This window comes from Variovorax soli (assembly GCF_031454625.1).
GTDB lineage: Bacteria > Pseudomonadota > Gammaproteobacteria > Burkholderiales > Burkholderiaceae_C > Variovorax > Variovorax soli_A.
In genome coordinates this window covers 19,312-40,552 of record NZ_JAVDRF010000018.1, presented here as the reverse complement: position 1 = coordinate 40,552, position 21,241 = coordinate 19,312, and the positions used below count along the sequence as shown (strand labels likewise).

Annotated in this window: 20 protein-coding genes; 13 read left to right on the top strand and 7 right to left on the bottom strand. The window is 68.4% G+C overall.

All coding sequences use genetic code 11. The features are described 5' to 3' along the window. Nucleotides 1-59: 59 nt before the first annotated feature. Genes J2739_RS26630 through J2739_RS26615 form a run of 4 tightly spaced genes read right to left on the bottom strand, consistent with a single transcriptional unit; the run spans nt 60 to nt 3,513 of the window. Nucleotides 60-878: an enoyl-CoA hydratase/isomerase family protein gene (locus tag J2739_RS26630; protein WP_309907340.1), complete on the bottom strand. Its 819-nt coding sequence runs from the start codon at nt 876-878 to the stop codon at nt 60-62. Nucleotides 879-899: 21 nt separating this feature from the next. Continuing rightward, nucleotides 900-2,054, bottom strand: coding sequence for a thiolase family protein (locus J2739_RS26625; protein WP_309907338.1), 1,155 nt, complete (start codon nt 2,052-2,054; stop codon nt 900-902). Then, nucleotides 2,051-2,479, bottom strand: coding sequence for a Zn-ribbon domain-containing OB-fold protein (locus J2739_RS26620; RefSeq protein WP_309907336.1), 429 nt, complete (start codon nt 2,477-2,479; stop codon nt 2,051-2,053). The genes J2739_RS26625 and J2739_RS26620 overlap by 4 nt, the downstream gene beginning before the upstream one ends. A 50-nt stretch (nt 2,480-2,529) precedes the next feature. After that, the gene (locus J2739_RS26615; RefSeq protein ID WP_309907334.1) at nt 2,530-3,513 is read right to left on the bottom strand and encodes a Bug family tripartite tricarboxylate transporter substrate binding protein; all 984 of its coding nucleotides are present in this window, start codon (nt 3,511-3,513) and stop codon (nt 2,530-2,532) included. 194 nt (nt 3,514-3,707) lie between these two features. On the opposite strand from J2739_RS26615, the gene J2739_RS26610 reads away from it, so the two are divergent. The 6 genes from J2739_RS26610 to J2739_RS26585 are packed head-to-tail and all read left to right on the top strand — an operon-like array spanning nt 3,708 to nt 10,943. Then, nucleotides 3,708-4,565, top strand: coding sequence for an IclR family transcriptional regulator (locus J2739_RS26610; RefSeq protein ID WP_309907331.1), 858 nt, complete (start codon nt 3,708-3,710; stop codon nt 4,563-4,565). 33 nt (nt 4,566-4,598) lie between these two features. Further along, nucleotides 4,599-5,744, top strand: coding sequence for an acyl-CoA dehydrogenase family protein (locus tag J2739_RS26605; RefSeq protein ID WP_309907329.1), 1,146 nt, complete (start codon nt 4,599-4,601; stop codon nt 5,742-5,744). Nucleotides 5,745-5,765: 21 nt separating this feature from the next. Further along, nucleotides 5,766-7,892, top strand: a complete 2,127-nt coding sequence (locus J2739_RS26600; protein WP_309907328.1) for an acetate--CoA ligase family protein — start codon at nt 5,766-5,768, stop codon at nt 7,890-7,892. After that, the gene (locus tag J2739_RS26595) at nt 7,889-8,995 is read left to right on the top strand and encodes a CaiB/BaiF CoA transferase family protein (protein ID WP_309907326.1); all 1,107 of its coding nucleotides are present in this window, start codon (nt 7,889-7,891) and stop codon (nt 8,993-8,995) included. The genes J2739_RS26600 and J2739_RS26595 overlap by 4 nt, the downstream gene beginning before the upstream one ends. Beyond that, on the top strand, nt 8,992-9,996 hold the full coding sequence (locus J2739_RS26590; protein ID WP_309907324.1) for an NAD(P)H-dependent flavin oxidoreductase: 1,005 nt from the start codon (nt 8,992-8,994) through the stop codon (nt 9,994-9,996). The genes J2739_RS26595 and J2739_RS26590 overlap by 4 nt, the downstream gene beginning before the upstream one ends. Continuing rightward, nucleotides 9,993-10,943 carry an NAD(P)H-dependent flavin oxidoreductase gene (locus J2739_RS26585; RefSeq protein ID WP_309907322.1) on the top strand — a complete coding sequence of 317 codons (951 nt, stop codon included), beginning with the start codon at nt 9,993-9,995 and terminating at the stop codon, nt 10,941-10,943. The genes J2739_RS26590 and J2739_RS26585 overlap by 4 nt, the downstream gene beginning before the upstream one ends. Nucleotides 10,944-10,952: 9 nt before the next feature. Here the strand turns inward: J2739_RS26585 and J2739_RS26580 are convergent, their stop codons facing one another. Then, the gene (locus J2739_RS26580; protein ID WP_309907320.1) at nt 10,953-11,978 is read right to left on the bottom strand and encodes a LacI family DNA-binding transcriptional regulator; all 1,026 of its coding nucleotides are present in this window, start codon (nt 11,976-11,978) and stop codon (nt 10,953-10,955) included. Nucleotides 11,979-12,110: 132 nt separating this feature from the next. On the opposite strand from J2739_RS26580, the gene J2739_RS26575 reads away from it, so the two are divergent. The 7 genes from J2739_RS26575 to J2739_RS26545 all read left to right on the top strand — a co-directional run bounded on the left by J2739_RS26575 (nt 12,111) and on the right by J2739_RS26545 (nt 17,785). Continuing rightward, nucleotides 12,111-12,968: an SDR family NAD(P)-dependent oxidoreductase gene (locus J2739_RS26575; protein ID WP_309907318.1), complete on the top strand. Its 858-nt coding sequence runs from the start codon at nt 12,111-12,113 to the stop codon at nt 12,966-12,968. 8 nt (nt 12,969-12,976) lie between these two features. Next, a complete protein-coding gene (locus J2739_RS26570) occupies nt 12,977-13,969 on the top strand; it encodes a Bug family tripartite tricarboxylate transporter substrate binding protein (RefSeq protein WP_309907316.1) in 993 nt (330 codons plus the stop codon). A gap of 6 nt (nt 13,970-13,975) precedes the next feature. Then, nucleotides 13,976-14,470 (top strand): carboxymuconolactone decarboxylase family protein, encoded by a 495-nt coding sequence (locus J2739_RS26565; RefSeq protein ID WP_309907314.1) that lies wholly within the window; start codon nt 13,976-13,978, stop codon nt 14,468-14,470. A 95-nt stretch (nt 14,471-14,565) separates the two neighbouring features. Continuing rightward, nucleotides 14,566-15,540: a Bug family tripartite tricarboxylate transporter substrate binding protein gene (locus J2739_RS26560; protein ID WP_309907312.1), complete on the top strand. Its 975-nt coding sequence runs from the start codon at nt 14,566-14,568 to the stop codon at nt 15,538-15,540. Further along, nucleotides 15,537-16,487, top strand: a complete 951-nt coding sequence (locus J2739_RS26555) for an SDR family NAD(P)-dependent oxidoreductase (RefSeq protein ID WP_309907310.1) — start codon at nt 15,537-15,539, stop codon at nt 16,485-16,487. Before J2739_RS26560 ends, J2739_RS26555 begins: the two co-directional genes overlap by 4 nt. Beyond that, a complete protein-coding gene (locus tag J2739_RS26550) occupies nt 16,488-16,997 on the top strand; it encodes a nuclear transport factor 2 family protein (RefSeq protein WP_309907309.1) in 510 nt (169 codons plus the stop codon). After that, nucleotides 16,994-17,785 carry an SDR family NAD(P)-dependent oxidoreductase gene (locus J2739_RS26545; protein WP_309907307.1) on the top strand — a complete coding sequence of 264 codons (792 nt, stop codon included), beginning with the start codon at nt 16,994-16,996 and terminating at the stop codon, nt 17,783-17,785. Before J2739_RS26550 ends, J2739_RS26545 begins: the two co-directional genes overlap by 4 nt. Nucleotides 17,786-17,801: 16 nt before the next feature. On the opposite strand, the gene J2739_RS26540 is transcribed toward J2739_RS26545, so the two are convergent. Then, nucleotides 17,802-19,109 carry a hypothetical protein gene (locus tag J2739_RS26540; RefSeq protein ID WP_309907305.1) on the bottom strand — a complete coding sequence of 436 codons (1,308 nt, stop codon included), beginning with the start codon at nt 19,107-19,109 and terminating at the stop codon, nt 17,802-17,804. Between the two features lie 99 nt (nt 19,110-19,208). Continuing rightward, nucleotides 19,209-21,182 (bottom strand): LamG-like jellyroll fold domain-containing protein, encoded by a 1,974-nt coding sequence (locus J2739_RS26535; protein WP_309907303.1) that lies wholly within the window; start codon nt 21,180-21,182, stop codon nt 19,209-19,211. Nucleotides 21,183-21,241 lie beyond the last annotated feature (59 nt).

Below are 21,241 nucleotides of genomic sequence, written 5' to 3'. Positions count from 1 at the left end.
ATGTACTTCCTTGCTTGCTGTTGGATGAATGCAGAAATGAGGATGCGGGCGGCTGGCTGTCAGCGCCCCTGGAACACGGGCTTGCGCTTCTCGACGAAGGCCCGCATGCCTTCCTTGCGGTCCTCGCTGTCCACCAGGAGGGCCGCGGCATAGCGCTCGTACTCGAGGCCGCTGTCCAGGTCCGTCTGCATGCCGCGGTTGACGGCCCGCTTGACGAAACGCACGGCCAGCGGCGGCATCTCCGCGATCTGCTGCGCGAGCGCGATGGCCGCCGGCATCAGCTCGGCGCCCGGCAGCACCTGCGTAACCAGGCCGTAGTCCAGGGCCTTGGAAGCCTCGATCTGGGCTGCCGTCAGCATCAGCGCCTTGGCGCGCGCTTCACCGATCAGGCGCGGCAGCCGCTGCGTGCCGCCGGCAGCGGGGATCACGCCCAGCCGCACCTCCGGAAGGCCCAGGCGGGCATGGTCGGCCGCCAGCCGCAGGTCGCAGCACAGGGCCAGTTCCAGGCCGCCGCCGAGCGCGATGCCGTTGATCGCCGCAATGGTGGGTTTCTCGAATTCCTCGATGCCGCGGAACAGGTCGTGCGTCGACTTCTGCGCGACGAAGAAGTCGGTGGCGCAGATCTGGTGGTCGGCCCGTTCCTTGATGTCGGCGCCGGCGCAGAAGGCACGCTCACCAGCTCCCGTGAGCACCACCGCGCGCACCCGCTGGTCGGTGCGGGCCAGCTCGAAGAACGCGCGGGCCAGGTCCGGCTTCATCGTGCCGCCCAGCGTGTTCATGCGGTCCGGCCGGTTGAGCGTCACGACGGCCACGTGGCCCTCGACACGGTAGGTGAGCGTCGGCAGGTCGACGTGGTCAGGCCAGGTGTTTTCAGACATGGTGTCTCCTTCTTTTCTCTTTCAGGCCGTGGCGCGAGAGAGGACGTGCGCGATGGCCACCGACCCGAGCCCGATCATGTGTGCCATGCCCCAGCTGGCACCTTCGTGCTGCCGGTCGCCGGCCTCGCCACGAAGCTGCCGCGTGATTTCCGCGATCTGGCCGATGCCGGTGGGCCCGAGCGGATGCCCCATGCCGATCAGCCCGCCGGATGCGTTGATCGCGCAGCGGCCGCCGATCTGCGAGTCGCCCCGCAGCAGGAATGCGGCACCCTCTCCCGGCTCGCACACGCCCACGGCTTCGCTGTAGAGCAGTTCCTCCACCGAGAAGGCGTCATGCAGTTCCAGCAGGTCCAGCCGCTGTGCCGGGATCCCCGCCTGCGCCAGCGCCGCACGGGCGCTGGCGCGCACCAGGTCGACGGCCGCGGCGCCGTAGGAGGCTTCCGGTGTTTCGCTGCACGCGGCCGACGCGCGCACGCGCACGCAGCGAGCGGCATCCAGGCCGAGCCGGCGCAGCGCGCGGCCCGACACGACGATGGCGGCCGCTGCGCCCTCGCCTCGCGGGCAGCATTGCTGCACGGTCAGATCGCCCGCCACGAGCGGAGACGCGAGCACCTGTTCCAGGGTGCGCGGCTTGCGGAACTGCGCAAACGGGTTGCGCGCGGCATTGCCATGGTTCTTCACTGCCACCTGCGCCATGGATGCCGCGTCCGCGCCGCGTTCGCGCAGGTAGGTGCGAGCCATCATGGCGAACTTCACGGCCGGAACGTTGGCCGTCTCGCTGAGACGGGCCAGGCCCTCCTTGTCGGCCGCGCGCCGGGCGTCTCCGTGCTTGTCCACGCCCACCGCCAGCACCACATCGCTGACGCCGCGCGCCACCTCCATGCACGCCTGCCGGAATGCGAAAGACCCCGATGCCGAGGCGTTCTCGACCTGGGTGACGGCGAGCCCGGTCGAGCCGAGGTGCCGGAGCATGACGCGCCCGGCCGCCATGCCGATGGAGGTCGTGCCCACGTAGGCACTGTCGACCTGCGGCCACGCCAGGCCCGCATCCGCCAGCGCGGCGCGCACCGCGGTCAGGCCCAGATGCGTGTAGGGCGTCTCGCTCGGGAACTGGTACGCATGCATCCCGATGCCGGCGACGTACACGCCTTCGATGTCGTCGATCCAGTTGCTCATTCGGCCGCTCCCGCAGCCGGAACGAAGCGGCAGGTGAAGGTCTCGCCGCCGGGCAGCGCCACAGCGACGGCGCGCAGCGTCATGCCGACCCGCAGGGCCGACTCGTCGGATCCCGCGATGACGCCCTCCTCGATGAGACCGTCCTCGATGAGGATGTCGGCGGCGATGCGCGGCACCTCCATGCCGGGAAGCAGCGGCACGTGCAGGGTGACGTACTCCAGCAGCCTGCCCCCGCCGGGGCGTGCCACCTTGTCGGCGCCGTGCAGCGGATCGCCGCAGTGGCTGCAGCCGGGCACGTCGGCAGGAAAGACGAGCTTCTGGCACGCCGGGCACTGCGCGAAGAGAAACTCCAGCGACTCGCCGTCGGGCGCAAGCTGGTAGAGCGTCGGATGCTGTGGCCGAAAGCCACGCAGGTCAGTGGTCATGGAACTGATTTCCTGTTCTCGAAAAAAAGAGTGGGGGGCGCGGCGCAGGCCTACTCCAGCCTGGCGCCGGAGTTCTGCACCACTTCGCGCCAGCGCGTCATCTCCGACTTGACGAAAGCGTCCAGCCTCTCGCCGCGCATGCCGCGCATCGGCACGCTGCCGAACTTCTCGGTGGCGGCCAGGACCTCGGGATTCACGATGACTTCCGCCATGGCGTCGGCTAGACGCTTGACGATGGGGGCCGGCGTCTTGGACGAGACGAACATGGCGCCCCATGCGCTGGACTCGGCGCCGGGGTAGCCCAGCTCGCCGACGGTCGGCAGCTCGGGCGCGCTGCTCAGGCGTGACTTGCCGGTGACGGCCAGTGCCTTGAGCTTGCCCGACTGCACGAAGGGCAGCACCACGGCCGCGTAGTCGAAGGCCAGATCGAGATTCCCGGCGATCAGGTCGGTCAATGCCGGACTGCTGCCCTTGTAGGGCACGTGCGTCATCTTGACGCCCGCGGTCGACTGGAAGAGTTCTGCCGTCAAGTGCGTGGCCGTGCCCGCGCCGGCGGAGCCGAAGTTCAGCTTCCCGGGGTTCTGCCTGGCGTACGCCACCAGCTCGGGCACCGTCTTGAACGGCTTGTTCGGGTTGATGACCAGGATCAGCGGCGACTCCGCCAGGCCGTGCACGGCCGTGAAGTCCTTGACCGGGTCGTAGCGCACGTTCTTGTAGAGCGCGAGGTTGGCGGCGTGCGTTCCCTGGGTGCCGTAGATCAGCGTGTACCCGTCCGCCGGCTGGCGCACCGCGTATTCCACCCCGATGGAGCCGCCGGCGCCCGGGCGGTTGTCGACGACCACCTGCTGCCCGAGCTTGTCGCCCAGTTTCTGCGCGAGCAGGCGGGAGGTGTTGTCCGTGATGCCGCCGGGCGGAAATGGCACGACGAAGGTCAGCGGCCGGGATGGCCAGCCCTCGGCGTCGCCGGCGGCGTGGACGGCGGTGATGAAGAGCGCGCCGCTGCACACGGCGAGGGCTTTGAGGAAGGTGTTCAAGGGGTCGTCTCCTGGTTGCGCAATGCGATTCGATTGCATTTTTTCTACGAACGGACGTAGACTACTTCAACCCATCGTTGTTTGACAACTGTATTTCTTGCCTTTTTCTCAGCCTTTTCTCCACTGCAAATCTTTAGCAAGTGCATGACTCCCGTCGCTATGATCGATAACTTCTACGACCTATCGGAGGATTCATGCCCACCATCGTTCCTGCTGCCGCCCGCACGATGACCCTGCTCGAAGTCTTTGCGCGCGAAAAGCGCGAGCTGTCCAACTCGGACCTGGCCCGCCTCATGGACCTGCCCGAGAGCAGCTGCTCCGACCTGCTGCACACGCTGCACGAACTGGGCTACCTGCTGCGTACCGCGCGCAGCCGGCGCTTCTATCCAACGGCGCGCCTGTTGACGGTGGCCCAGGAAATCTCCGCGAGCGACCCGCTGTATGCCGTGGGTGCCGAGGCATGCGAACTGTTGCGCGACCGCACCGGCGAGACTGGCCTGTGCGGCAGGCTGGAGAACGGCGTCGTGAAGGTCATCGCGCTGAGTGAGGGCCGGCACGCGCTGCGCTACATGCAGCACGTGGGCGACAAACTGGCGCTGCACGTCTCCGCCCTGGGCAAGGCGATCCTCGCGATCGGCACCCCGGAAGAAGCGGCGCGGCAGTTGCGCCTGAAGCCGCTGCGCGTGCTGGCCTCCGGCACGCTCACCGACCTGGCCGCCCTGGAAGCACAGGTGGAACGTGCACGCGAACAGGGCTGGATCTGGGTCGAGAACGAAGGCAGCGAAGGACTGGCCGCCCTCGCCGTCGCCGGCCAGATCGGCGGCGAGACGCTGGCCCTGTCGGTGGCCGGGCTGACCGACCGCATGCGCGATCAGCGCGAGCGCTGCCTCGAGGCTCTGCAGGAGGTCAAGGCCATCGTCTTTCGCAAGCAGGCCCCCGCCGAGGCCCCGACGTGCGAGCAGCAGCCGCCGCCACCGCCCTCTTCTTCTCCTTCTTTTTCTTCTTCCTCTTCCCGCCGCGGCAGCAAGGCCCCGCCTCGCGCCGAGCCTTGAGCGCTGCTCATCTTCACTTTCAAAGGAGACAACGTGTACACCCAGACTGCAGAACAAGTCATCCTGCGCGACAGCATCCGCCGCTTCATGAAAAGCGAAGTGGCGCCCATCGTCGCGCGCCACGACCAGGAGCGGACCTTTCCCTTCGATCTGCTCAAACCCCTGTCCGAGTTCGGCTACCTGGGCGGGCGGCTTCCCGAGGAAGAAGGCGGGATGGGCCTGGACCAGATCACCTGGGCCATGCTGATGGAGGAAGCGGGCTACGCCTGGCTGTCCCTGCGCACGATGCTCAACATCACCAACGCGGCGATCAACAAGCTCGCGGCCGAGGCCACGCCCGCGCAGAAGGAGCGCTTCCTCAAGCCACTGCTGGCCAACGAGCGCCGCTGCTTCAGCGCCATCAGCGAGCCGGGCACGGGCTCCAACATCGCGCAGGTGCAGACCCGCGCCGACCTGCAGGGCAACCACTACGTGCTCAACGGCCGCAAGCTGTGGATCACGAACGGCGCCTTCGGCGATTTCGGCATCGTCGTGGCGCGCACGTTCAGCCCCGACTGCCAGGGCCAGCTTTCCACTTTCCTGGTCGAGCGGGATGTTTCCCCGTACGAGATGCGCCGCGTGGACACGATGGTGCTGCGCAGCACCGGCACGGCCGAGCTGGGCTTCGACAACATCAAGGTGCCGCGCGAGAACCTGCTGGGCGAGGAAGGCGGCGCGCTCAAGAAGATGCTGATCGGCCTGGACAGCGCGCGCGTGAACATCGCCATGGGGGCCGTGGGTGCCGCGCAATCGGCGCTGGACCTTTCGATCGACTACGCGCGCACGCGCACGCAGTTCGGCAAGCCCATCGGCAGCTTCCAGCTGGTGCAGAAGCTGATCGTCGACATGACGATCCGCGTGGAGGCCGCGCGCGCATTGGGACTGCGTGCCGCCGCCGCGCTGGATTCGGGCCACGAAGCGCGCACGGCCGCGTCCATTGCCAAGCTCTATGCCACCGAAGCCGCCCACGAGGTGGCCAGCATGGCCCTGCAGGTGCATGGCGGCCTGGGCTACGCCACCGACTATCCGATCGAGCGGATCTTCCGCGACACCCGCGGCGGGACCATTCCGGAAGGCACGACCGAAGTACAGACGCTGATCGTCGGGCGCGAGATCCTCGGCATCTCCGCCATCGCCTGAAAGTCACGGGAGTTGCACAGCATGACCCATCCGGCCTTCAGCACCGACCTGTCACGCCTCATCCGTCCGCGCTCCATCGCCCTAATCGGCGCGTCCGAGCGGCCGCAGAGCATCGGCGGGCGCACCCTGAGCAACCTGCTCGACCACTCGCAGATCGACGGCGAGCTCTACCTGGTCAATCCCACCCGCACCGAACTGCGCGGCCAGCGCTGCTGGCCCAGCATCGCCTCGCTGCCGCAGACCCCTGACGTCGCCGTCATCGCAGTGCCAGCATCGGGCGTCATCGCCGTGATGGAGGAATGCGCGGCCAGGCGCGTGCCCTTCGCCATCATTCTCACCTCCGGCTTCGGCGAGGCCGGCGCCGAGGGCGAGCGGGCACAGGCCCGGCTCAAGGAGATTGCCGAGCAGGCCGGCATGCGCATCTACGGCCCGAACTGCCCCGGCCTGACCAACGTCAACCAGCGCCTGGGCATGACCTTCTCGCCATCGTTTCCGCACGACCTGGTCAAGGGCCCGATCGGCCTGGCCACGCAAGGCGGCGGATTGGGTCGCAACGTGATGCAGGCCATGGAGCGCGGGATCGGCATCGGCCTGTGGGCCTCCACCGGCAACGAGGTGGACCTGCAGGTGGCGGACTTCATCCACTACATGGCGACCGCACCGGACATCAAGGTGATCGTGACCCTGCTGGAGGGCATCAAGGACGGCCCGCGCTTCCTGGCGGCGTTGCAATGTGCCGCGGACAACGGCAAGCCGGTGATCGCGCTGAAGGTCGGCAAATCCGAGTACGGCCAGCGCGCCGCGCAGTCGCACACCGCATCGCTGACGGGCTCGGCCGAAGTCAACAGCGCGGTGTTCCGCCAGTACGGGGTGATCGAGGTCGACGACATCGACGAGCTGGTGGACACGGCCTGGCTCTTCGCGCGCGCCATGCCTGGCGAGCGCGAAGCGATCGGCGTCTACTGCTCGTCGGGTGGCACCACGGCCCTGACTGCCGACGCGGTAGGAACCGCCGGGCTCACGCTGGCCGAATTCGCCCCCGAGACCACCGCGCTGCTTCGCAGCAAGCTGCCCGACTACGCGGCGGTCAACAACCCGGTCGACACGACGGCCGCCGTCCTCAGCGACGCCGATCTCATCGAAAGCACGCTGGGCGCAGTCGCCGCAGACCCGAACCTGGGCTGCGTGATCGCGCCGATCGCGCTGGACTACGGCGAGACCACCATCCGCATGGCGCAAACCATCATCGCCGCGCAAAAGCGCGTGCAAAGTCCCATCGTCCCGATCTGGATGAGCGACCGGCTGGGCGAGGGATACCGCATGCTGGTGGCGGCAGGATTCGCCCCGCCACGCTCGATCGGCAAGGCGATCGCCGCGATCAGGCGCTGGACCGAATGGGGCCGACAGCACCGCGGCGCGGCGGGCCGCCCGATCCGCCGCCTGCCGGTTGCCGCGCCCTCGGCACCGGCCGGTGCCGTTCGCAGCCTGTCGGAACTGCAGGCGAAGGCCCTGCTGGCACAGGCCGGCATCCCGCTGCTGCCCGTGGCCGTGGCACGCACCCGGGACGAAGCGCGCCAGCTTGCCGACGGCATGGGCTACCCGGTGGTCGCAAAAATCGCGAGCCCCGACATCCTGCACAAGTCGGACATCGGCGGCGTCCGGGTCGGCATCTCGGACGGCGCGCAGGTGGAGCTGGCGTGGGACGACATCATGGCGTCGGCCAGGCAGCACAAGCCCGGCGCCGCCATCGACGGACTGCTGATCGAGAAGATGGCGCCTGGCGGCGGCGTCGAGCTGATGGCCGGCGTCACGCGAGACCCGGTGTTCGGACATGTGATGACCTTCGGCCTGGGCGGGGTCTATGTGGAGATCCTGCGGGACGTCACGCGCCGCCTGCTGCCGCTGAGCCCGGCTGATGCCGCGTCCATGGTGCGCGAGATCCGCTGCTTCCCCGTGCTCGCCGGCGCGCGCGGCCGGCCGGTGGCCGACGTGCCCGCGCTGGAACGCTTGCTGCTGGGCGTGTCCGAGTTCGTGATGGCGAACGCGGCGCGCATCGAAGAGATGGATCTCAACCCGATCTGGGTCGGCGCCGAGGGCGAAGGCGCCCTGCCGCTGGATGCGGTGGTCGTCGAGCGAAGCGCAGCATGAGCGCCTCCGGCCCGCTTGCGGGCATCACCGTCCTCGACTTCAGCGAGTTGCTGCCCGGACCGTTCTTCACGCAGAACCTGGCGGAGATGGGCGCGCGCGTCATCAAGATCGAGCGCCCGCCCGGCGGGGACAACGCGCGGCGCATGGGGCCGGGCGGCTTCGAAGCGGTCAACCGAGGCAAGCTCAGCCTTCTGGTGGACCTGAAGGACGAGGCACAGCGCGCCCGTGTGCGCGAACTGGTGGCGCAAGCCGACGTCCTGGTGGAGTCCTACCGCCCCGGCGTGATGACGCGCCTCGGCCTGGACTACGCCAGCTTGCGGGAAGGCTTCCCGCGCCTCGTGTACGTCTCGCTCAGCGGCTACGGGCAGGAGGGCCCCTGGGCCCATCTGCCCGGACACGACATCAACTACCTCGCCGCTGCGGGGGCGCTGGCGGTTTCCGGCGAGCCGAGCGGGCCTCCCACGCAGAACTTCGGCCTGCCGGTCGCGGACCTGTGCGGGTCGATGTACGCGCTGTCGTCCACGCTGGCGGCGCTGCTGCAGCGCGACCGCACGGGCCGGGGCCAGCACCTGGACGTGGCGCTGGCCGACTGCGTGCTGCATTGGATGAATCCGCGCCTGGGTGCCTACCGCGCCGATGGCGCGAGCAGCCTCGAGCGCCAGCGCGCAGCCACGCAGGTGAAGCCCGCGTATGGCAGCTTCCGCTGCCGCGACGCGCAGTACCTGAGCATCGCGGCGCTGGAAGACCATTTCTGGGCGCGCCTTTGCAAGGTGCTCGACATGGGCGACTTCGCGGGCGAGGCCTACCGGACGCTGGGCGCGCGCAAGAAGCAGGCCCAGGCCATCAACGACCGCATCGCGCGGCAGCTCGCCGAGCGTGATTCGACGGAGGCCTTCGAGACGCTCGCGCGCAACGATCTGCCCGTCGCGCCCGTGGTGGCGCCCGCCGAGCTGGCAGCCCTGCCGCAGTTCGCACGGCGCGGCCTTATCAACGGCACGGACCTGCTGTCGCTGGTGCGCTTCCCGGTGCCGCTCGCGGGCGTCGATCCCGCGGCGCTGGGCGATGCGCCCGGCCTGGACAACGTGCGGCAGCAGCAGCTGTGAGCCAGCCGCCGCTGTCCACCCGCTTGACGCGGCTCTTCGGCCTCGCCTACCCCATCCTCGGCGGCGGGTTGATGTGGCTCTCGGATGCCCGCTACGTGGGCGCGCTGACCAATGCGAGGTGCATGGGCTTCATCACCCCGCGCTCCTTCGACGGCGAGGCTGCGCTGCGCGAGCAGCTGCAGCGCTGCAGCGACATCACCGAGGGCCGCCCCTTCGGCGTCAACCTCACGCTGTCGGCGCGCCCGCAGGCGAACGCCGGGGTCCAAGCCTCGCTGGAGACCGCGCTGGCCCATGGCGTGCGCCACTTCGAGACTGCGGGCTACGCGCCGGATGCACTGATCCAGGCCATCCACGCGTGCGGCGGCATCGTGATCCACAAGGCATCGAGCGTGCGGCATGCCCTCGCTGCCCAGGCTGCCGGCGCCGACGCGGTCGCGCTGGTCGGCATGGAGGAAGGCGGGCACCCCGGCGCCAACGAGCTGCCCACCATGCTGATGGGCGCGCTGGCCGCGGCGCGCGGGCAGTTCCACGTTCCCTTGGTCCTGGGTGGAGGCATCGGCCATGGCAGCCAGCTGGCCGCTGCATTCGCGCTCGGCGCCGATGGCGTTCTGATGGGAAGCCGCTTCCTCGTGAGCGAGGAGGTCTCCGCCCATGCGGCCTACAAGAAACACCTGCTGGGCTGCGACGAGCACAGCACCGTGCGCCTGCTGCACACGCTGGGCAACACCTGGCGCGTGCTGCGCAACGACACAGCCGCGGAGGTCGACACCATCGAGCGCGCCGGCGCGGCCGACCATGCCGCATTCGGCAGCCTGCTCGACAGCCGCGTGGCGCGCGACCGCTGCTACGGCGGCGGCGACTGGCGCGGCGGCATGCTTTCCCTGGGGCCGGCCATCGGCTTTGCCACGCGCACGGAACCCCTCGCCGCGATCGTCGAAGAGCTCATCCGGCAAACACGCGCCGCCCTGGCGCACCTGAACACATCGACCGCGCAGCCATGACCCATGCACTCCCCTTCCTGAACCGCCTCGCTCTGCCCCTCATCGCCGCGCCCATGCTGCGGGTCTCGGGCATCGACTGGGTGTCCGCCGTTTGCGCGGCGGGCGTGATCGGCGCCTTTCCGACGGCCAACTGCCAGACGCTCGAGGAATTCGATGCCTGGCTCGCCCGGCTGGACGAGGAAGCCGCCGCCGCGCCCGAACGCACGGCGCCGTATTGCCCCAACCTCATCATGCGGCGCGACCCCGCCAGGGTGATGGCCGAGGTCGAGCTGATCGCCCGCCACCGCGCGCAGCTGGTGATCACCAGCGTCGGATCGCCCGCCGCGGTGGTGCCGCGCCTGCACGACTGCGGCTGCCGCGTGTTCGCCGACGTGGCCTCGCTGCACCATGCCGTGCGCGCCATCGAGTCGGGCGTGGATGGCCTCGTGCTGCTCACCGCGGGTGCGGGCGGCCATACCGGCTGGGCGAACCCCTTCGCCTTCGTGCGCGCGGTGCGCCACATGTTCGACGGGCCCATCGCGCTGGCCGGCGGCCTGACGGACGGCGTGGCCCTGCGTGCCGCACGAGCCCTCGGCTGCGACCTCGGCATCATGGGCACCCGCTTCATCGCCACGCAGGAGAGCCTCGCGAGCGACGAATACCGGCGGATGCTGGTCGACAGCTCGATGGACGACGTGCTGCTCACGCGCGGCTTCACCGGCTTGCCGGCCAGCTTTCTCGCGCCTTCGGCGCGCAGGCTGGGCATCGACATCGCGCGCCTCGACGAGAGTATTTCGGTGGAGGAAGCGAGAAGACGCTACGGCGGCGGAGCCAATGCGGCGCCCAGCCAGCGTTGGACCGACATCTGGAGCGCTGGCCATTCGGTGTCCGGCGTTCGCGCCGTGCCGACGGTCGCCGAACTGGTGGATGTGCTCGGCCGGGAATACCGCGGCGATGCGGCGGTCTGACAGCCAGGTTCAACACGAGGCTGGCGCAGGCGGGGCCACCGAGTCGCGCTCTACATACCGCAGCCCGATGCGGGCCTTTCGTCGAGGCAGCCCGTTCTCGGCGATCCGGGTGAGCAGCAGGTCGACCAGCCAGCGCGCAGTTTCGGCCTGGTCGATGTCGAGCACGCTCACTGCAGGGTCGTGCTCGGCAGCAAAGGGCGTGTCGCCGATGGCGACCACCGAGATGTCGCGCGGCACCTGAAGCCCTCGGGCAGAGATCGCGCGCAGCGCGCTGTTGAGCATGTGGGTGCCCTGCACGATGAGCGCACTCGGCCGATTCGGTCGGCCGAGCAACTCGGTGACCTCTGCGTTGACCGAGGCCGTGACGCTGCGCGCCTGCACCAGCAGGTCGGGCACGGGCAGGCCCGCGGCCTGGTACGCCGTGCGAAAGCCCTGCACGCGGCGGCGCACCGGCCGTGTGTCGCCCTGCCAGAGAACGAGGGCGATGTTGCGGTGCCCCAGGCCGAGCAGGCGCTCGACCATGCTGCGCACGCCGCCCGCGTGGTCGATGAGCACGGCATCGTGGCCACCGCTGACTTCGCGGTCGAACACGACGGCCGGCATGGGCAGCAGCCGCAGCGCCTCCACCAGCGCCGGGTTGCGCTCGTTGCCGGGCGCAAGGATCACGCCGTCCATGCCCCGCTGCGTGAACGTTTCCAGCGCCTTCGTTTCACGGTCGACGTCATTGGCCCCGTTGGCCAGGAGCAGGAGATAGTCGTGCCGAAGGAACTCGTCCTCCAGGGCGCGGAACACCTGGGCATACAACGGGTTCGAGATGTCGGGCAGCAGGCACCCGACTGTGCGGCTGAGCCGCGAACGCAGCACCCGTGCCGCGTGGTTGGGGCGGTAACCCAGCGCCGCTGCCGCCTGATTGACCTTTTCCTGCGTGGCCGCCGAAGCACCGGCGCCGTTCATCGCCCGGGACGCGCTGCCCAGCGAGACGCCCGCCAACCGCGCCACGTCACGCAGATCGATCTTCTGTTTTCCTGCATTCATTCGGACGGACATTCCCTTTCGGGCAAGAGGATGAGGTGCATCTTAGGTGACAGCAAGTGAGGGTTTTCACCATTTCGGAAACGTTTCCAAAATCGAACCATGGCCACACCAGACGCCCAAGAAGGAACATGCATGTCCTCGTCAGCCATCCAGCCCGGGCTTCAGCTCTTCGCTGAAGCACTCGGCGACCTCCGACCCTCAGCGGGACGCCTCGAGGAACGGCGGATTCTGGTGGTCGGCGCGGGTCAACGCGACATCGACGACCCCGCTCCCCCCGTCGGAAACGGACGGGCGATCTCCTTGCTGTTCGCCCACGAGGGAGCGATGCTGACCTGCGTGGACATCAATCCCGCCTCGCTGCAGCAGACCTGCGACCTGGTGCGCGCATCGGGAGCGACGGCCCATGCCGAGGTGGCCGATGTCGCGCAGCCGGATGCGGCCGCTTCGACGGTGGAGCGCGCGGTGCGCAACATGGGCGGACTGGACGGCCTGGTGATGGTGGTGGGCGTGGCCAGCGGGCTGTCGCTGGACAACCAAACCGCCGAAGCCTGGGACCGGGAGCACGCCACCAACGTGCGCTCGTGCATGCTGTTCGGGCAGCAGGCATTGCGGCACATGGCGCCCGGAGGCTCCATCGTGCTGCTTTCCTCGATCGCCGCGCTGCGCAACTCCAGCTTCAATCCGGCCTACGAAACGACCAAGGCCGCCCAGGTGTCGCTGGCGCGCTCGATGGCGATGGCGGGGCAGTCCAAGGGCGTGCGCTGCAACAGCATCCTGCCCGGCCTGATGGACACGCCCATCGGCCGCGCAGCGACACGCCGCAGGTCCGACCGCCTCGCGATGCCGCTGCCTTTCGGCCGCCAGGGCACGGGCTGGGAAGTGGCCTACGCGGCCCTGTTCCTGATGTCGCACGAGGCCTCCTACGTGAACGGCCATGCGCTGGTCGTCGACGGCGGCCTGACCGGCGGCATCGCCGCGCCCAGCGCCTGAAAGCGGCCATGCAGACGCTGCAACGACGCCGATTCCTCCAGGCAGCCGCCTGCGCCGTCGCGGCGCCGCACCTGGGCGCTGCCACCGCCGCCCCCGACGATGCCTATCCCAGCCGCCCCTTGCGCCTGGTCGTAGGCTTTCCGGCAGGAGGATCGGCCGACCAGTCCTCGCGCCGCCTGGCCGACCAGCTGGCACGGCAGCTGGCCCAGCCGGTGATCGTCGACAACAGGCCGGGTGCCTCCGGAAATATCGCGGCCGCGGTCGCGGCGCGCAGCGCGCCCGACGGCTACACGCTCTTCTACGGCAGCAACGCGACCCACGCGATGAACGTCAGCCTCTATCCGAAGCTGGACTACGACCCGGTGAAGGATTTCGCGCCCATCGCGCTCGAAGGCAAGGTCTACAACGTGCTCTGCGTCAACCCGGCCTTCGAAGCGCGCGACTTGAACACCTTCCTCGCCATGGCCCGGTCAGCCCCCGGGCGGATCGCCGTGGCCACGCCCGGCAACGCCACCAGCGGTCACCTCTCTCTGATGCTGCTCCATCGGGCGGCCAGGGTGCAGCTCGCGCACATTCCGTACAAGGGCAGCGCTCCGGCGCTCACCGATGTGCTCGGCGGGCAGGTGCCGGCGATCTTCGACAACGTGGCGGGCGACCTCGCGTACATCCGGAGCGAGAAGATCCGCCCGCTGGCCGTCACATCGCGCAACCGGCTGCCGCTCCTCGCGCAGGTGCCGACCTTCGAGGAACTGGGCCTGCCGGACTGCGAGATCGCGGCCTGGGGCGGCCTGTGGGCACCGAGTGCTACGCCGCCGCCGATCATCGAAAGGCTCAACCAGGAAGTGAATCGGGCGCTGCAGACCGCGGCGGTGGCCGATCGCATGCGCGAACTGACGATCGAGCCCCAGGGCGGCACGCCCCAGGCGCTGGCCGACTTCGCACGCAGTGAAACCATCAGGTGGCGCGACGTGATTCGCGCCGCTGGCATCCGACTCGATTGAAATCTCATGGCTCGCATTCCCTACTTCGACATGGCCGAGGCACCCGCGGAACTTCACGCGTTGCTGGAAGGGCGCCCTCCGCTCAACATCTACCGCATGGTCGCTCACGGCGGTGCCACCGCGCAGGGCTTCCTGGCCCTCGGCTCCAGCATCCTGCGGCGCGCCTCGCTGCCCGTGAGGCTGCGCGAGCTGGTGATCCTGCGGGTCGGCGCGCTGTGCGGCTCCACCTACGAGGTGACCCAGCATCGGCGCGTGGCTGCACAGGCGGGCGTGCCATCCGTCCAGGTCGAAGCGGTGCTCGACCACCCGCAAGGCAGCGTCGCCAGGCACCCGTTCGACAGCCTCGAATGCCGTGCGCTCGACTTCACGGATGCGGTGGTGCGCCAGGTCAAGGCGCCGCCCGGAATGTTCGATGCGCTGTCCGCGCAACTGCCGCCGCAGCAGCTGATGGAGATCGTGATCACGATCGGCTACTACATGCTGGTATGCCGCGTGCTGTAGAACTTCGAGGTCGATCTGGAAGGCAGCGATGTGTTGGCAGGCCACGGCCAGTGGTCCGAAATACTCAGCAAGAACTGATCCCCGGAGACACACAGATGAGCCTCAACCGCCGGAAATTCTCCGTCGCTACTGGCCTGCTTTCGCTGGCTCCGGTGTTGCGCGCCCAGGAACCCTACCCCGCCAGGCCCATCACCCTCGTGGTTCCCTTCTCGGCCGGCAGCGTCGTCGACCAGCAGGCCCGGGTGATCGCGCGCGTGCTCGGCGCCCGCCTGGGCCAGCCCTTCGTGATCGACAACAAGGTCGGCGTCAGCGGATCGATCGGGGCCGAGTTCGTTTCGCGCGCACCGCCCGACGGCTACACGCTGCTTCTGGGCACGCAAGGCACCCAGGGCACCAACAGCGCGCTGTACAAGACGATCCGCTACGACCCCGTGAAAGACTTCGTGGCCGTCCATGGCCTGTCGGGCAACGCGAACGTCCTGGTGGTCAACCCGAGACTCGGCATCGGCTCGGTGGCCGAACTGGTCGAGCTCGCCAGGAAGAATCCGGGCAAGCTCAACTTCGGGTCGGGCGGCAACGGCACGTCGGGACACCTGTGCCTGGAGCTGCTGCAGACACGCACCGGCACGCGCTTCACCCACGTTCCGTACAAGGCCAGCTCGGCCGCATTGATCGATCTCGTCTCGGGCAACGTCGATGCGATGTTCGACTTCGTCCAGACCTCGGCGCCGCACATCCGCAACGGAAAGCTGCGCGCCCTGGCGGTCACGCGCGGCCAGCGCATGCCGATGCTGCCGGAGGTTCCGACCATGGCCGAAGCCGGCTTTGCTGGCGTCGAATCGCTGAGCTGGGGCGGGCTCTTCGCGCCTGCGAAGACGCCGGATCACATCGTGAAGCGGTTGTCCGCGGAGGCCTCGGAAACCTTGCGCACACAAGAGGTCAGGAGCTCCCTCGACTCGGTGGGAAGCTTCATCATCGACATGCCGCATGCCGAGTTCCAGAACTACGTGGGCCGCGAGGCCGTCAAGTGGACGGAAGTCTTGCGTGCGGGCGGGGTGACGCTGGAATGACCGGGCCGTTCACACCGGCCACGCCCGCCACAGCCGCGGTGACCGGCGCGGGCAGCGGCGTCGGCCGCGCGCTGGCCCTTGACTGCGCGGGCGAGGGCATGGCCGTGGCGCTCGCCGACGTCGAGGTGCAGGCGCTGGCGGCCACCGAGGCGCTGGTTCGGTCGATGGGCGTGCCGACGCTTGCGCAAAGATGCGACGTGAGTCGCGCCGGCGATGTCGAGGCCTTCGCCCAGGCCTGCGAGGACCGTTTCGGGGGCATCGACTGGCTGTTCAACAACGCGGGCGTCGCCATGCTCGGACCGGCCTGGACCGCCACCGAGGCAGACTGGCAATGGGTGCTGGGCGTCAACGTTCTGGGCGTCGCCAACGGGGTGCGCAGCTTCGTTCCGCGCATGCGCGCGCGCGGCCAGCCCGCCCATGTGATCAATACGGCGTCCGCCGCCGGGCTCGCCACGCTGGCAGGCTCCGCCGTGTACAGCGCCAGCAAGCATGCGGTGGTGGCCTTCTCGGAATGCCTCGCGCGCGACCTGGAGCTGGCCGGCGCGCCGATCGGCGTGACCGTTGTCTGCCCTTCGCTGCTGCCCACCGGCATTCATGAGTCGCATCGCAATCGGCCGAGCGCCCTTGCCGACACCGTCGCACCCGCAGCGGCCTATGACGAACGGGTCCGCCAGGGCATGGCGGCATCTCCGATCGATGCGACGGACGTCGCCGCAGCGACGCTGGCAGCCATCCGCGCGGGCCACTTCTACGTGATTCCGCACGCCCATACAGGCGGCTCGGTCGAAAGGCGCATGAATGCGATCCTCGACGACTCCGGCAAGCAGCATGCGCAGATGGAATCAAGCTGCCGCGTTGCCGCACCTGCGGGTGCCGAACATTTTTCTTTCACTGCCACACCGGACCGGGGGCCCCAGGGGCATCGGCCGATCTTCAGGAGACTTTGAATGAACACAGAACCCAACGACACGCTTACGCAGATCGCGCAGCGCTTGCAGGCCTTGCAGCACCGTGTCGACGAACTCGAAAGCGTGGAAGCGATCCGCGCCCTGCGCGGGCGCTATCACATGCTTGTCAACGAGGATCAGGGCCCGCGCCTGCATGAACTGTTCGCGCAGGACGCCAGCATCATCTACAACGGACGCCCCGAGGTGTTCGGGCGCGAAGCCATCCGCACGTTCTTCGAGAACTTTCCCGTGCAGTACGCACGGCAGTTCATCCATCAGCACGAGGTGAGCGTCGACGGCGACACGGGAACCGGCCACTCCTACCTGGACGGCCGCCCCGTGCACGGCGGAAAGAGCTTCTACGTGGTGGGCCGGTTCGACGACACCTACGTGCGAGTCGACGGCCAATGGCTTTTCAAGAAGGTCGTGCTGACGGTCCACTACATGATCGAGGCGGCCGAGCACTGGGAGACCTTGCTCCCGGCGAAGAAGAGCGCGGAGGCATCATGAGCCTGGCTTCCCTCTTCGACCTCACGGGGCGCAGCGTCCTGGTCACGGGTGCCGCCAGCGGCCTCGGCCTGGCATTCGCCGAGACGATGCTGGAAGCCGGCGCGCGCACGCTCATGACGGACATGGATGCGCAGGCGCTGGACACTCAGGTGCGAAACCTGAAGTCACGCTACCCGCTGGTGGAAGGTGCGACGCTGGACGTCGCCGACGCCGTGGCCGTGGATACGCTGGTGGACGACATGGCCTCGCGCCATGGCGCCATCGACTGCGTGTTCGCGAATGCGGGCATCAGCGCCGGACGCGGCTTCGTCGTGGAGGCGGGCCAGCTGGAGAACATCGACCTCGCAGCCTGGGACAAGGTCTTGCGCATCAACCTCGACGGCGTCCTGCACACCGTGCGCGCGGCGGCGCGGCACATGAAGCCTCGCCGGGAGGGGCGCATCGTCGTGACCACGTCGATCGCTGGCCTGCGCTCGGAATCGCTGTCCGGGTACGCCTACGTCACCTCCAAGGCGGCGGCGAACAACCTGGTCAGGCAGGCTGCCATCGAGCTGGCGCCGCACAACGTGCTGGTGAATGCCATTGCACCCGGCCCCTTCGCCACGAACATCAACGGCGGGCGCCTGCGTCTTCCCGAGTCGGCCGAGCGGATGCGGACCTACATTCCTCTCGGCCGGGTCGCCCAGATCGAGGAGATCAAGGGACTGGCCTTGCTGCTGGCCTCGCCCGCTTCCAGCTACATGACCGGTGCGATCATCCCTGTCGATGGCGGTGCCACCGCGCGGTAGCGGAGACAGGAAGCCGCTACTTCAACGCAGCGCCGCCTCGCGCGAGGTACTGCGCTGAAAGGCGCGCGAACTGGCCGCCATCCGTGCTGATCGAGGTCTGGCTGCCCGCACCCGCGCTGAAGACGATCCCGAAGGTGTGCATGTCGCCGTACTCCTGGGTGTTGGTCAGCATGTAGTCGACGTGGTTGTCGCGGTAGTGCTGGTTGGTGCCGCCGGGCGTGTCGGAAGGCACGCCCATCGGCGTCTGCCACCACAGGATCGGCAGGCCGTTGCCCAGGGCCGTGCGGTAGTCCGAATACTGTTTCTGGGAATCGTGGAAGTTCGGGCTGGTCTTGTTGCTTGCGTCCCAATAGAACGGAGCGCTTCCGTTCTGACATTCCGGCGGCGGCGATGCAGCCTCCCGGCAGCCCGCGTCGCGGTCGCTGGTCTGGGCGACGATGAAGTCTGCCTGGTTCGCACCGGCGGCCCGCATCATCGCAGCGACCTCCAGGGGCGTGCCGTTCCAGAAGGCTGGCGGGAACCCGATCAGCGCCTTCGGCGCGACCTTCCGCCCCATCTGCACGAAGCATTGGCCGAGGCCTGCGACGGTGTCGGGCAGCGTGCTGCATTCCGCCTGGCCGCTCACGGCGGCGGCCATCTTCGTCAGATCGCGACCGGGCGCCTGCGACGCGGCGAAGCCCCAGAAGTCCGGCTCCACATTGACCAGAGCGGGCTTGCCCAGCTCCGCGATGCGCTGGTACATCAGCCGGACCTGTCCCCAGTACTTGACCATGAAAGTCTCATCGCTGATGCCGCTCAGATTGCCCTCGCCGTTCGCCGTCATCTGGTAGAGCGTGAACATGGGAACCGCATCGTAGGCCTGGGCGGCCTGCGCGGTGAAGGTGACGTAGGCCCCATCGGGACTGTTCCACGTGGGCCAGGATCCCGGGCCGACACCTACCAGATAGCGCTCGACGATGTCGGCGTGGATGTCCTGGCCCTTCATGTCGTCGATGGAAGTAGCGCCCAGGCCGACCAGCACCCGGGAGGGCTTGCCGAGCTTCGCGACCAGGGCGGCCGACGCTGGGACGGGTGCAGCGCCGCCGTTCGGATTGCCCGCGGTGCCGTCACTGGTCGGTGTACCACCTCCGGTGGCGCTGTCACTGCCGCCTTGGCCGCCACTGCGCTGGTCGGCATTGGATTGGCCGCCGCTGCCCGCCTGGCCCATCGGATTGCCGACCGCCGCAAGGCCGGCCCCGCTGCCGCCTCCACCTCCACCGCCACAGCCGAAAAGCAGCAGCGAAGTCATCAGTGCGCAAGTGCATCGTCGAGAAAGAATGTTCATGAGAGAAGTCTGGTCAGTCGAAGGAAGCACCGGCGCGCCCGACGAGGCGCACGCCGGCATTGGTTCGGGGTCGAAGGCAGCGCAGCTGCCCGATGGCGGTCAGCGAGCGAGGTCCGCGATGAAGGCCGCGTCCTGCGCACCGCTGTAGATGCGGAAGTCCTGCATGCGGCCCTTGAAAAACGGATCGCCGCCGTACTGGGAGCGGCCCAGCCAGGTCTGCGTGGTGCGGCCCAGCTGGAAGGGCGTGATCCAGATGCCGTTCTCGGCGGCGACCGGCGAGCCGTCCACGTAGAGAGTGCCCTGGGTGCCCGAGAGCGTGACCGCTACATGCACCCAGCGTCGTGTGGGCAGCACGCTGGCGGACACGGACTCTTCGCTCCAGAACTGATTGCGCGAGACCATGAAGCGCAATTGGTCTTTGCCATCGCGCGGGACGAGCCCCATGTAAGCCACGTCGTTGGAGCCGAAATCGAAGATGCGCACGTTGACCGCCGAGACATCCCAGTAGATCCACACCGCAACCGTGAAATCGCCCAGGGCCGAGACGGCCCCATCCGGCAGCGTGACGTGACCGCTGCGGCCGTCGAGCTGCACGGCGCTGCCGCCGGCGCGTCCTTCGCCCCAGCTCGTGCCGCCTCTCAGCTGGGCATGCAGGCCATGGCCGCTGGCATCGTTGGCGTCACCGTTGAGCGGCAGGTGCAGCCACAGCTCGCCGGGGACGGCCACGCGCAGGATGTCCGCGCCGGCGAGTTCGCCCGCATCGATCACAGCGTCGATCCGGTAGTACCAGGTGCCCTGGCCCGGATCGTCGGTGAAGGTACGCGGGTCGGCGACTGGCGAGAGGGTCGTGAACGGGCCGTCAGGCGACGCCGCCCGCTGCACGAGGTAGTGAGAAGCGCGGGCGCTGCCCCACCACGACAGCTGCACCTTCCCATTGTTAAGGAATGCGCTCAGCCCGCTGGGTTTCGCGGCAGGGACCGGATCGCGCGCATAGAGCAGCGTGCCCAGCCCTGGCTGGTCGCCGCCGTCGGCGCGTTCCGGCCGCACCTTGTCGACGACCGCCTTGGTCCACGGTGCCGAGAGGCCCTTGCGGTTCACGTAGTGGTTGTAGACGAGTTCCCAGCAAGGCCGCAGGCTGCCCGTGCCCGCCGCCTCGGTGGCAGATCCGAAGACGCCTGTGTAAGGGGCAAACGGCATCGTGAACAAGGCGTTGCCGTTGGCGTCCGCCAGGTTCGTCTTGGCGACGTACTCCGCTCCGGCCAGCAGCCGGTTGTTCCAGTACCCGTAGAGGTCTTCGCCCTGGTTCCAAGCCATCTCGCACAACGCGCCCGCCAGGGAGATGCCCAGGGTCGAGTGCCCCTGGTCGCGATGGCTTTCCTGCCATTGCCCCAAATAGCCGGGATGCACGTAGTAGACGTTGCTGGCGCTCGCGCCGTTGCCGCGGCCGGTCTTGTAGTAGTTGATCGCTTCTGCTGTCAGATCGGACCGGTCGCAGAACACGCCGATCGCATAGACGGAGCAGATGTTGCACAGGTCCCAGTTGGCCCAGTAGTGGGTGACCTTTCTTGCCTCCGTGCCGTTGTGATCGAGCAGGAAGTCGTGGCACAACGGGTAGAACACCTTCAGCAGCATCGCCTGGAAGCGGGCGACGTCCTCCTTCGCCCAGCCGGTATAGGTCCGCATCAGTTCCGCGGCGTTGGCCCACTGGAAGCCGTAGAGGCCTGAGGCGAGAAAGACGTTCGAATTGCCGCCCAATGCGGTCAAGGTCGAAGACCATGCGTTGAGAAACTCCACCGACTTTCTGGCGTAGTCGTCGTCGTTCGTGATCTTCCAGCGCAGTGCGAGGTGAAGAGCGCGCTGCATGTCGACGATCATCTGGCCGAAGTTCTGGCCATCGACGCCGCGTATCACGGTCGCCAGAGGGCGCGGGGTCGCGTTGAGCTGGGAGCGGCCACTGTTGAGCAGCATGCCCCAGCCGTCAACCCAGAGCTGCTCGTTGGCGGCAAGCTTGTCCCGGATGCGCTTCAGGTCGGTCTCCGTGACCAGTAGCCCAGGGTGCGTGATTTTGCGCACTTCCGCAGCAGGGGTCGACGGCTCGGGCGCGGCGGTGTCAGGGCTATCGACCGCGCCGA

What these genes read in the sequence shown, in the direction of transcription:
- J2739_RS26560 (WP_309907312.1), top strand. Translation starts at nt 14,566, where the DNA reads ATGAGCCTCAACCGCCGGAAATTCTCCGTCGCTACTGGCCTGCTTTCG.
- J2739_RS26595 (WP_309907326.1), top strand. Translation starts at nt 7,889, where the DNA reads ATGAGCGCCTCCGGCCCGCTTGCGGGCATCACCGTCCTCGACTTCAGC.
- J2739_RS26625 (WP_309907338.1), bottom strand. Translation starts at nt 2,054, where the DNA reads ATGAGCAACTGGATCGACGACATCGAAGGCGTGTACGTCGCCGGCATC.
- J2739_RS26550 (WP_309907309.1), top strand. Translation starts at nt 16,488, where the DNA reads ATGAACACAGAACCCAACGACACGCTTACGCAGATCGCGCAGCGCTTG.
- J2739_RS26545 (WP_309907307.1), top strand. Translation starts at nt 16,994, where the DNA reads ATGAGCCTGGCTTCCCTCTTCGACCTCACGGGGCGCAGCGTCCTGGTC.
- J2739_RS26575 (WP_309907318.1), top strand. Translation starts at nt 12,111, where the DNA reads ATGTCCTCGTCAGCCATCCAGCCCGGGCTTCAGCTCTTCGCTGAAGCA.
- J2739_RS26570 (WP_309907316.1), top strand. Translation starts at nt 12,977, where the DNA reads ATGCAGACGCTGCAACGACGCCGATTCCTCCAGGCAGCCGCCTGCGCC.
- J2739_RS26600 (WP_309907328.1), top strand. Translation starts at nt 5,766, where the DNA reads ATGACCCATCCGGCCTTCAGCACCGACCTGTCACGCCTCATCCGTCCG.
- J2739_RS26630 (WP_309907340.1), bottom strand. Translation starts at nt 878, where the DNA reads ATGTCTGAAAACACCTGGCCTGACCACGTCGACCTGCCGACGCTCACC.
- J2739_RS26580 (WP_309907320.1), bottom strand. Translation starts at nt 11,978, where the DNA reads ATGAATGCAGGAAAACAGAAGATCGATCTGCGTGACGTGGCGCGGTTG.
- J2739_RS26555 (WP_309907310.1), top strand. Translation starts at nt 15,537, where the DNA reads ATGACCGGGCCGTTCACACCGGCCACGCCCGCCACAGCCGCGGTGACC.
- J2739_RS26565 (WP_309907314.1), top strand. Translation starts at nt 13,976, where the DNA reads ATGGCTCGCATTCCCTACTTCGACATGGCCGAGGCACCCGCGGAACTT.
- J2739_RS26620 (WP_309907336.1), bottom strand. Translation starts at nt 2,479, where the DNA reads ATGACCACTGACCTGCGTGGCTTTCGGCCACAGCATCCGACGCTCTAC.
- J2739_RS26585 (WP_309907322.1), top strand. Translation starts at nt 9,993, where the DNA reads ATGACCCATGCACTCCCCTTCCTGAACCGCCTCGCTCTGCCCCTCATC.
- J2739_RS26610 (WP_309907331.1), top strand. Translation starts at nt 3,708, where the DNA reads ATGCCCACCATCGTTCCTGCTGCCGCCCGCACGATGACCCTGCTCGAA.
- J2739_RS26540 (WP_309907305.1), bottom strand. Translation starts at nt 19,109, where the DNA reads ATGAACATTCTTTCTCGACGATGCACTTGCGCACTGATGACTTCGCTG.